6 protein-coding genes are annotated in these 11,034 nt (G+C 71.4%); 1 reads left to right on the forward strand and 5 read right to left on the reverse strand.

From position 1 onward, the window contains the following. The 3 genes from BH719_RS04920 to BH719_RS04930 form a co-directional block, all read right to left on the reverse strand. A partial coding sequence (locus BH719_RS04920) for a serine/threonine-protein kinase (RefSeq protein WP_009743657.1) occupies positions 1 to 806 on the reverse strand: 806 nt, incomplete at its 3' end. Then, entirely contained in the window at positions 803 to 2,059 is a 1,257-nt protein-coding gene (locus BH719_RS04925) for a type 1 periplasmic-binding domain-containing protein (RefSeq protein ID WP_009743658.1), read from the reverse strand. The genes BH719_RS04920 and BH719_RS04925, both read right to left, overlap by 4 nt. Further along, a complete protein-coding gene (locus BH719_RS04930) occupies positions 2,056 to 5,106 on the reverse strand; it encodes a hypothetical protein (RefSeq protein WP_009743659.1) in 3,051 nt (1,016 codons plus the stop codon). The genes BH719_RS04925 and BH719_RS04930 overlap by 4 nt, the downstream gene beginning before the upstream one ends. Positions 5,107 to 5,282: 176 nt before the next feature. Here BH719_RS04930 and BH719_RS04935 point away from each other — a divergent pair, with 176 nt between their 5' ends. After that, the gene (locus BH719_RS04935) at positions 5,283 to 9,662 is read left to right on the forward strand and encodes a type VII secretion EssC family protein (RefSeq protein WP_009743661.1); all 4,380 of its coding nucleotides are present in this window, start codon (positions 5,283 to 5,285) and stop codon (positions 9,660 to 9,662) included. Between the two features lie 59 nt (positions 9,663 to 9,721). On the opposite strand, the gene BH719_RS04940 is transcribed toward BH719_RS04935, so the two are convergent. Both BH719_RS04940 and BH719_RS04945 read right to left on the reverse strand, forming a co-directional pair. Continuing rightward, positions 9,722 to 10,435 (reverse strand): hypothetical protein, encoded by a 714-nt coding sequence (locus BH719_RS04940; protein WP_245683257.1) that lies wholly within the window; start codon positions 10,433 to 10,435, stop codon positions 9,722 to 9,724. Positions 10,436 to 10,543: 108 nt separating this feature from the next. Then, positions 10,544 to 11,034 (reverse strand): hypothetical protein (locus tag BH719_RS04945; protein WP_009743663.1); only part of this gene is annotated, 491 nt, incomplete at its 5' end.

The following is an 11,034-nucleotide window of genomic DNA, read 5'->3' on the forward strand; positions in this document are numbered from 1 at the left end:
GCCGCGTCCCTGCCGGGCGGGGCCAGTCGCCTCAGGGCGCGCAGGCAGGCGGCGGCGCTCGGCCTGGCGTCCGGGTCCTCGGCCAGCATGTGCGCGACGAGGTCCCACAGCGCGTCGTCGATGGGCAGGCGCGGCGCCCGGCCGCAGTCGGCCCCGGCCGCTGCGCGGGGTGGCTCGCCGGAGAGCATCTCGTAGAGGACGACTCCTGCGGAGTAGACGTCAGCGGCAGGGGTGGCGCGCCCGCCCGCGTCCACTTCCGGCGCCATGTAGGCGGGGGTCCCGATGCGCTCGCTGTCCGGTTCCTGTGCGGCCAGAGCGGCGATTCCGAAGTCGACGAGGCGGACCCCGGCGGCGGTGGGGGCGTCCGGATGGGTGATGAGCACGTTGGACGGTTTGACGTCCCGGTGCACGATGCCCGCCCGGTGTGCGGCCGCGAGTGCGCCGAGGACGCCCGCGCCCACGGCGGCGGCCCGGTCCTCCGCCAACGGCCCGTGCTCGCGCAGCAGCGCCGCCAGGTCGGGCCCCTCGACCAGGTCCATGATTATCGCGAGGGTGTCCCCCTCGACGACCATGTCCCTGGCTCCCACGACACCAGGGTGGTCCACTGCGAGAAGGAGTTTGCGCTCGTTGATGAAACGGGCGATGACCTCCGGATCGTCCTCGTGGTGCTCTTTGAGCAGTTTCGCCGCGACCTGTCCGCCACTGCGGTTGTCGCGCGCCCGCCACACCTCGCCCATGGCGCCCGCGCTGATGGGCTCCTCCAGGGTGTAGCGGCTGCCGAGCGGGGCTCCCCCTGCGCGGGTCATTGCCCGAACCAGTGGAGCGTCGGGACGGCTCCGCCTGACTGGGGGGCCAACCCGGTGTCGGAGGCCGTTGCCCGCAGGACGCGCCTCTCGGAGGCGGGGACCGCCTCGTAGGAGCGGAAGTCCAACGTCCCCACCGCCAGTCCCTGCTTGGTCGAGACGGTGAGGGCCGACAGGGCGGCGCGGACGCGCACGGGCTTGGAGGACTGCGCGGCCTCGGCCGCCCGGACCAGGGCGACGACCGCGTCGTGGCTGGTGGCGTCGGCGCTGCGGATCGATGTGGCGCACGCGTCGTCCTTGTAGATGTTCTCGCACTGGGGGTCCGACGCGGCCATGCGCATCGCCGCGTAGAAGGCGGAGGCGGCGTCGCCCGCCTCCCCCGCGGTGAGGGCCGTCGTCTCAGCGGGGGCGCGGCCCACTGTGACCAGGCGCCCCTCCGATGCCCCCGAGGCGGTGACCGCGTCCCCGAACGCCGGCGTCATCGCCTCCGGGGTCAGGAAGACCAGGGTCTGCGGGTCGTCGAGGGCGGCCTCCAGCGCGGTCACGAAGGCAGCGGCCTCGTCCGCGGAGGCGGCGACCACGACCGAGTCGATCTCGCGGTTGTCCAAACGCTCTTTGACCGCAGTGGCCTGCGCCCGCGGGTCGGCGGCGGACCCCGAGGCGATGCCCTCGACCGGGCCCTGGCGCTGGGCCCCGGTGACCACGTAGGGCTTGGAAAGGCGCGCGTCCCTGAGGGTCTGGTCGATCGCCGCCCTCACTCCCGTGGCGGAGGGCGCCAGGCTCCACACCCCGTCGGCCCCGGCCTGCGAGTACGCCATGACGACCGCGCAATCCGCTGCGGACGCCTCGGCGAGCGCGGCGTCGAGGTGCCCGTCGGACTGGGACTCCACCAGGATCGCGCCCACGCCCCCGTCCAGCAGGGAGCGGACGGCGTCCGTGGCGCCCGAGGGCGTGCCGTCGTCCAGGGCGACGCGCAGGTCCACTGGCGTCCCCCCGAGTCCGAAGCGGTAGGCAGCCAGGTTCGCCCCCTCGATGAGGGGCCGGAACTCGGACCCCCTCCCCTCGGTGGGGCCGATGAGGACGCCTATCGACAGTGGCGCGTCCGCGGGCAGGGAGTGGTGCAGGGCGGCGTCGACGAGGGCCGCGGGCTGCGCTGCTGGATCGGATTGGGAGGAGCCGCCGCCCGGGCGGCACGCCGCGGTCCCGGCCGCTACTCCCAGGACCAGGAGGGCGATGGGGAGCCGGGGGCGCTTCACTTCGACACCCCGATCGTGTAGGTGATGATCGTCGTCGTGGGCCCCGCTCCCCCGTTGAAGGGCGTGTACTCCTGCAGGCGGCTGTCCGCCAGCGAGCACGCGGCGGCCCTCAGGTTCGCCCGTCTCAGCGCTGCGGCGCGGGAGTGGGCGACCGCGCCGACGGAGGCGCTCGAGTGGTCCAGGACATCGCCCGTCGCCCCGATGTCGGTCGTGATCCCCCTCAGTTTCCCGATGAGGCCGAGGCGGGAGTTGGTGCCCGGCTGGCCCAGGTTGAGCAGGAGCACCTCGAACTGGTGCTCCAGGCTGGACGCGACGGTGGTGGACTGGCCCGCGGCGTCGCCCAGGCCGTCGCGCAGCCCGGTGAGGGTCGCGTTCATCGACGTGTCCAGGTCGCCGAGCGCCTGGGCGAGCCTCTCGTCCGACCGGGCGCCCGCCTCGTCGATCATGCGCCTGGTGGCGCCGTCGGACTGCTCCCGCTGGGCGGCGATCCCGCTTTGAAGCTGGCTCCCCAGCGCGTCGATGCCGTTGACGGCGCCGTCGAGGGCGCCGGTGGCGCGGTCCTTGCCCTGGGCGATGAGCTGGTGGGAGGAGTCGCTGGTACTGGCGATCCCCGACTTCAGGGATCCCAGCGCAGCGCCGAGGTCCGTGTTCGCGCAGTACGAGCGGTTCGCCAGCCACACGACGGCTTGCCCGCTCGCCCCGGGCGCGGTGCCCGCGTCGTCCGCCGGGCACTCCAGCGGGTTGGTGAGCGGCATGACCGACGAGTCCGGCCAGATCCCGTTGACGATCGTGGCAATCTGGCGGATCTGCGCGCGCTGGTCGGGGACGCCACCGCGGATGTCGGCCAGGAGGGCGCGGACCTCGACGAGTACCCCGGTGGGGTCGGGGTGGTCGGCGCTCACGCGCTCGTCGTACAGCGCGTACAGGGCGTTCGCCAGCTCCTCCCCCGAGCCGATCGACGCGCGCAGCTTGGCCACGGCGTCGTTGAGGGCGGTGAGCTGCCCGTTCATCTGCTGGGCGTTGTCGCGCGCGGCGGCCGCTGAGGCGCGCAGCGACTGGATGGCCCCGACGGTCGCCGCGTAGCCCTCCACCATCGACGCGGTGGAGCGGGCCAGTTGGGCGGCGGGGCAGTCCTGCTGGTCGAGGCCGCCCAGTGCGGCGACGATGGCGTCCGCGCTGGAGTCACTGGTGAGCCCCTGCGCCCACGACGCGTTGCACCGCTTTCCTTGGGCGTCCAGCTGTCCCACGATGGAGTCGATGGCGGCGGGCGTGTTCGACGAGAGGAACCAGGACCCCACGGAGGCGCTGCCCTCCGTCGAGTTCGCGAGGGCGTCGAGCCGGGCGATCAGCCCCTGGTCCGCCCCGTCGCCGTTCAACGCGGTGGCCAGGGCTCCGCGCACGCCGTCGACGGAGTCCAACCAGCTGGAGGCCGATCCCAGGGAGGCGGTGGCGGACTTGACGGCGTTGATCGCCGCCTCGTTGTCCGCGGCCAGTTCGTCGACGGGGCGCGCAGCGCCCGCGTTCGGGTCGGCGTCCTGCAGCGCCTTCACGCGCTCGGAGAGCCTGCCGAGCTGGCTGGCCAGGCCCGTGCGCCCCCGCAGCACGTCCATGAGCTGGTTGGTCCCCAGGCCCTCGTAGCCCGTCACCGCCGCCTCCGCGAGGGTGTTCAGGCGCTGGAGCCTCTGGTCCACGTCGGAGTCGAGCAAATGGAGCGCGCACGTCAGCGACGCCGCCGAGGCGTCCGCCTCCTCGCACACGCGCGCCTGCTCGCCGCCGTCGAAGACCGCGGGGTCTCCGATGGAGGCGCGCAGCCCGGACACGATGGCGTCCCTGCACGAGTCATTCTCCTCAGATGGGGTGAGCACTGCCCCCAGCGCCTCCATCTGGGCGTTCACCAGGGCGAAGGTCGATGACACCGTCCGCTCCTCGCCCTCCGCGAGCCCCGGCAGGGTGAGCGAGCACCCTTCCACGGCGGAGGCGGTGAGCTCGGGGTCCGAGTTCGTGCCGAGCAGGGAGGCGAAGGAGTCGACCAGGGATCTCAGGCTCCCGCGCACGCCCTCCGTGGCTCCGCCCACCGCCGACTCGGCGGATGCGCCGATGGCCTCCAGCTGTGAGCCGGTCGTGCGCAGGTGAGAGGCGACCTGGTTGGAGCTGGAGCGCAGGTCCGCGTAGGTGCTGTCCGCGATGGTGGAGACGTCGGAGCGCAGCGCCGAGTGCACTTTATCGACGAACTCGCGGGCCTCTCCGAGGCTCGTGGTGGCCTTTCCCACGGTGTCGAGGACTTGCTGCTCACTGGCGCCCCGCGCCGTGCCCGGATCGAGGGCGCCGCGCAGCAGGCCGGCCAACGAGGGGTCGGTCGTGATCCCGGCGATGGTGGACAGGGAGAGCTGGGGGACCTGGAAGTCGGAGGAGTCGACGACCAGGGTGAATGAAGTCGTGGGGCTCAGGGCGGGGGGAGCGAGCAGTGCCGCCCACTGCACGGAGGTCGTGGCGGAGTCGAGCGCCAGAACGCTCCCGTCCGACACAGTGCCCTGCTCGTCCGCGGCGGTGACGACCGCTCCTCCGGACACCTCCGCGTGGGCGGCGATGGTGATGGGCACGCCCACCAGTTCGGTCTGGCTGTAGCGCATGCCGTTGGACTCGTAGGAGACCTCGGTGGGCTCCGCCGTGAGGTTCTCGACGAACCACTGGATGACGAAACGGCCCGACTTCCCGGCCAGGAGGGCCAGGTCGGTGCCGACCTGGCCGTCGTGGGTCCACGTGGTGCGGATGCGCACCGGCAGGTTCTGGACGGCGTCCTGCGGCTCGATCGTGTCGGAGTACTCGGTGACGGCGCCGCTGGGGTTCTTCGTCATGGACGCCAGGCCCACATTGGTGACGGCGGAGGAGCCGTCGAGGGTGACGCTGACGTGCTGCAGCGTCGGGGCGCCGGCCACTGCGGGGCCGGTCGGCTGCAGCACCGCCAGACAGGCGACCATCACGAGGCACAGCGCGGCAGCGGTCCGCCTCCGGGCGTCCTTGAACGCTTCACCGAGCCGTTCGAGCATATCTCCCCCATTCCATCGGCCCTCGCCGCACCTATCGGCGACTGTGATGCGACAAACACAATCCTGACCGATTGCCAAATACTATGGAAGCATATATTTTCGGCGGATGGCACAGTCCGAGCCTTAAACCACACGACGGACCGACGGATCCCATGGTTCCCTGACCATTTGGAGGGATGATGCGCTTCAAGTTCGAGTTGAGCGCCAATGGCGGCACCGTGCCCATCCTGGTCACCACCGAGGCCACGGCGACCATCGGGGACCTGGCGGGCGCCATCGAGTCCGGGCGCACTGGGATCCGGGCCGCGGAGCGCCCGCCACTCACCGTGGAGGTGATCGACGAGGCCGGTGCGCGACTGCTGGTGCTCCCCCCGGATTCCCTTCTCCTCGACACGCCCCTGCGGTCGGGGCAGCGCATACGCCTCGTCCCCGGCAGCGCGGCAGCGGGACCCGACGCGGAGGGCGGCGCCCGCCTGCTGGTGGTCTGCGGCCCGGACTCGGGCAAATCGTTCCCCCTCCACCCGGGGTCCAACATCCTCGGACGCTCCACCGAATGCGATGTCGTCCTCACCGACCGCGAGGTGTCGCGGCGCCACGCGCGCATCACCATCGACCCCGGCGCGCGCATAGACGACCTCGGCTCCGCCAACGGGATCACCGTCGACGGCGAGCACATCGACTCCGCCGACCTGGCCGGGCGGATCCCTGTTCAGGCGGGAACCACCGTCTTCGTGGTCGACGCCCCTGAGCAAAGCGGCGGCCCCGACGGCCCGGGCACCGCCTTCAACCGGTCCCCGCACGTGCGCATCGACTACGAGGGCCGCGAGCTCCAGGCGCCCGAGCCCCCCGGGCCACCGAGCTCGGGGCGCAGGATCTCCCCGCTCATGGCCCTGGCCCCCCTCCTCATGGGCGTGGTCTCCTTCCTGATCTTCCGCAACGTCATGACCATCTTCTTCTTCGCGATGAGCCCCCTGATCATGGTGGGCACCGCACTGGAGTCGAAGATCTCCGGCAAGCGCGCCCACAAGGCCGATGTGGAGAAGTTCCAGACCGCGCTCGACGACCTGCGGATGTCGGTCGCCAACGCCCTCGACGAGGAGCACGACCGCCGCCGCGAGGAGGTCCCCGCCCTGGAGCGCGCGATCGAGGCCGCCTACGGGCGCACCCCGCTGCTGTGGTACCGCCACCCCGACGACGACTCGTTCCTGCGCGTCACCCTGGGCTACGGGCGGGCCCCGTCGCGCAACACGCTGAAGATGCCGCCGCGCCGGGGCGCGGACGAGGAGACGTGGTCGCTCCTGCTCGGAGTCAAGGAGTCCGCGGGCCACGTCGACGACGTCCCCATCACCACGTCCTTGCGCGAATGCGACAACCTCGGGGTCGCGGGCCCCAGGGAGGAGCGCCTCCCCGTCGCGCGGGGCTACGTGGCCCAACTCACCTGCCTGCACTCGCCGGCCGAGCTCGTCATCGCGGCCCTGGCCTCGCAGGAGTCCAGTGCCGCGTGGACCTACCTCACGTGGCTCCCCCACGTCGACTCCCCCTACTCGCCGATCCCCGGCCCCCATCTGGCGCGCGAGCCCCGGACTGCGTCGGCCCTGGTGGCCCAGCTCGAGGAGATCGTCGCCAGCAGGCGCGACGCCCGCGCGAACCTGCCCAGCATCGTCGTCCTCGTCGAGAACGACGCCCCCGTGGAGCGCGGGCGCCTCGTGTCCATCGCCGAGGACGGTCCCGAGGTCGGCGTCCACCTGGTGTGGATGTCGGACGCGCAGAACCAGCTGCCGGCGGCGTGCCGCGCCTACCTGGTGGTGCGCGGGACCAGTGCCACCGCCGGTTTCACGACGCAGCGCCAGACCACGCCCATCGCCTCCCTGGAGCTCCTGCCCCAGGTGACCGCCACCAACCTCGCACTCGAGCTGTCGCCCATCGAGGACGCCGGCGCGCCGGTCCTCGACCAGTCGGGCATCCCCCGCGCCGTCTCCTACCTGGCCCTGGCCGGCGTCGGACTCGCGGACGACCCGCAGGTGACCGTCGACCGCTGGCGCGAGGACGGTTCACTGCCCGGGGCCGGCGCCCTCTCCACGCGCGGTCCGCGCACCCTCAAGGCGCTCGTCGGGCAGGGGCCCCTGGGCGACTTCTCCTTGGATCTGCGCGAGCAGGGGCCGCACGCCCTCGTCGGCGGCACCTCGGGCGCGGGCAAATCCGAGTTCCTCCAGTCGTGGGTGCTGGGGATGGCCGCGGCCCACAGCCCCCGCCGCGTCACATTCCTCTTCGTCGACTACAAAGGCGGTTCCGCCTTCGCGGACTGCGTGAACCTGCCGCACTGCGTCGGCCTGGTCACCGACCTCTCGCCCCACCTGGTGCGCCGCGCGCTGACCTCCTTCCGCGCGGAACTGACCTTCCGCGAGCACCTGCTCAACGCGAAGAACGCGAAGGACCTGCTCTCCCTGGAGGCCACGAACGACCCCGAGTGCCCGCCGTCCCTGGTCATCGTCGTCGACGAGTTCGCGGCCCTGGTCCAGGAGGTCCCCGAGTTCATCGACGGGATGATCGACATCGCCCAGCGCGGCCGGTCCCTGGGGCTCCACCTGATCCTGGCCACACAACGCCCCGCGGGCGTCATCAAGGGCAACCTCCGCGCGAACACCGCGCTGCGGGTGGCCCTGCGCATGGCGGACGAGATCGACTCGACCGACGTCATCGACTCGCCCCTGGCCAGCGAGTTCGACCCGAGGATCCCCGGGCGCGGAGCCGTGCGCACGGGCCCAGGGCGGATCTCCCTCTTCCAAACCGGGTACGCGGGGGGCAGGACCTCCGACGCGCCCACCGCCGCCCGGATCGACATCGAGACGATGGCCTTCGGACCGGGGATCCCTTGGGAGATCCCCAGGCCCGCCACCACCCGCGACGACGAGGACTCCGGCCCCACCGACATCACCCGCATCGTCGCGTCCATCACGAACGCCGCCCGCGCCTGCCGTCTTCCCGCGCCGCGGCGCCCCTGGCTGCCCGAACTAGAGGCGCGCTTCGACATGGACCAGGTGCTCGCCACCAGCGGGCAGGACGATCCGAACGCCCTGCCCTTGGGCGTCATCGACGATCCCGCGCACCAGAGCCAGCACACCGTCCACTACGCACCGGACACGGACGGGAACCTGGCGGTCTACGGAGCCGGTGGCTCCGGGAAGTCCGGGGTGCTGCGCGCGCTCGCCTACGCGGCCTCGGCGCTGTCCGATCGCGCGCGGACAGACATCTACTGCCTCGACTTCTCCACCGCGGGCCTGCCGATGCTCTCCCCGCTGCCGAACGTGGGGGCGGTCATCGACGGCTCGGACACCGAACGCGTTACCCGCCTGCTGCGCCGCCTCGTCGAGCTTCTCGACGACCGCGCGACGCGCTACGCGGCGGCGAACGCCGACTCCATCTCCGAGTACCGCAGGAGCACGGGCGAAACCGACGAGGCGCGCGTCCTGCTGCTCGTCGACGGGCTCTCCGCGTTCCGCGACGCCTACGAGACGGGAACGGGAGCGGCCCTGAAGGCCTACGGGAACTTCACGCGCCTGCTCGCCGAGGGCAGGGGCGCGGGGATCCACGTCATCCTCACCGCGGACCGCCCCGGCGCGCTCCCCTCGTCGCTGGCGGCGAACGTCCGCACGCGCCTCGTGCTGCGCCAGGCCGACGAGAACGGCTACATGGCGCTCGACGTCCCCAAGAACGTCCTGGTCGAAGCACCGCCCGGGCGCGCGATCTTCTCCGGCGGGGCCAACGAGCTCCAGGTCGCGATCCCTTCCGGCTCGTCGAGCGCCCCCAGCCAGGCGGCGGCCTTCGTGAAACTCGCCGAGCGGATGCGCGATGCGGGGGTGGCACCCGCGGAGGGCGTTGAGCGCCTCCCCGACCTGATCGCCCGCAGCGAGGTCCCCGCCTCCGTCGGGGGGATGCCCGTGCTGGGGGTCGCCGAGGAGGATCTGGCACCGCTGCCCTTCTCCCCCCTAGGGGCGCTGTCGATCGGCGGGATGCCGGGCAGTGGGCGCACCAGCGCGATCGAGTCGGTCGTCCAGGCGGTGCACCGGTGGCGCCCGTCCCTCCCGCTGTACTTCATCGGGCCGCGCCGTTCGCGCGTGCACGACTTGGACCTGTGGCGGGCGAGCGCCCGCGGCATCGACGAGGCGCAGGCCGTGCTGGCCCCCGTCAAGGAGATCGCGGAGAACGCGGCCGCTGACGACGACGCCCCCGATGTCGTCCTGGTCGTCGAGGCGCTCTCGGAGCTGGTGGGGACCCCGGCTGAGTCCGCTCTGCTGGATGTTGTGAAGAAGCTGCGCCGCAACGGGCACCTGTTGATCGCCGAGCAGGAGACTTCGGGCTGGTCGTCGGGGTGGCCGCTGATCGCCGAGGTGCGCAACGCCCGGCACGGGATCGTCATGCAGCCCAACCCCATGGACGGGGACGTGCTGTTCAAGGTGGACTTCCCCCGGCTCAAGCGCTCCGACTACCCGCTGGGAAGGGGCGTCTACGTCCATTCCGGCAAGGTGCGCGTCGTGCAGCTGCCGATGCCCGAGTAGGGACCGCTGCCCGGGTGGCCCGGGTACGGCCCGTTATCCGAGCAGGGCGCTCCCCGCGCTCACCTGCCCGTGCGGGGGCCGCGGTCCTCCAGGGGCACGATCACCGCTTCGAGGAGCTGGTCGAGTACGCCCCAGAAGTCCACGTGGTACTCGCGCGTCGAATCGATCCACCACAAGTCCCCGGCCCGCTCGACCCGGTCGGCCAGGATGTCGAGCGTGAAAGGGGCGCCCGAGGCGTCCTCGTAGAACATGTAGCAGTGCCGCGCCCGCTCGGCCACCTCCGGCTCCTCATAACCCACATCGAGGACACCGTAGACAGGACGGACGCGCTTGAGCTCGTATAGCCCAAAGAGCGTATGGGGGTACAGGCCGAACCCGTCGTGGGTGCGCTCGTAGAAGGCCCGCACCGACTCGGGCACACTCTCCCACACGCGCCGCACGTTGTCCGCGTACCCGTCCTGGCCGGGTCCGGGCCACGAGGGCCGCAACGGATTGCCCCCCGTGAAGCACTCCTCGCCCCCCTCACCGTCAATGAAGGTGTAGACCACGAAGTACTCGCCGCCGTGGACCGCCAGCTCAGCGTCCACGCACCGCTCCCGCAAACCCCGCAGAGTCCGGGGCAAGTGCTCCCCCACAGTCTCCCCCATCACCGACACCATCAGCTCCACCCGCTCAGCGGGCGACAGCGCGGGCAAAGCGCGCCACGCCTCGGGGACCACGGCACCACCGGGCACAGCCCCCTCGACGAACACCACCGGCCCCCGCTCATCCACATACCGCGCCACGCGCTCACGCCCCGGAGGGGGAAGCCGACGACGCTTCAACCACGAGAACACACCCACTTGTTCACATCCTTTCCACAACCACACGCACCGCAGCGCTCACCTGCCGGGGAAGAACGGAATGTACGGCCAACCGCCCCCCGCAGGGGGCTTGGGCGGCAGCATTTGATCGATCATGTACTGGATGCGCTCCTCCATGAGCCGCTCGATCCGCGACATCTCCGTGCGCACCAGCGGCTCCACCGGATAAACGAACCCCGAAGGCCCCCGCTTCCCCTTTTCCCCCAGGAACCCCTCCCATTGAACAAAGGACTTCTCCTGGCGGGACAGGTTGGCGCGCGCACTGATCGCATGGAAGTTCTCCGACCAGTTCACAACCTGGCGCTGTTGCGCCTCGGTGAGCCTGTCGAACCCCTCCATCCGCTGAATGCGCTGATAGGGGACGATATGATCCGGCTGAAGTCCAAGATTCCTCTTATTACCGGGAAGCGTCCAATCCGTAGGCTCCAACGGTTTCTCATCAGGACCTAACGCAAATTGCTTCCTGATATCTTTCGAAGGAGTTTCGGGCCTCGGAACATCCGGTCCGT

This window comes from Pauljensenia hongkongensis (assembly GCF_001746855.1).
In the GTDB taxonomy this organism is placed as follows: domain Bacteria; phylum Actinomycetota; class Actinomycetes; order Actinomycetales; family Actinomycetaceae; genus Pauljensenia; species Pauljensenia hongkongensis.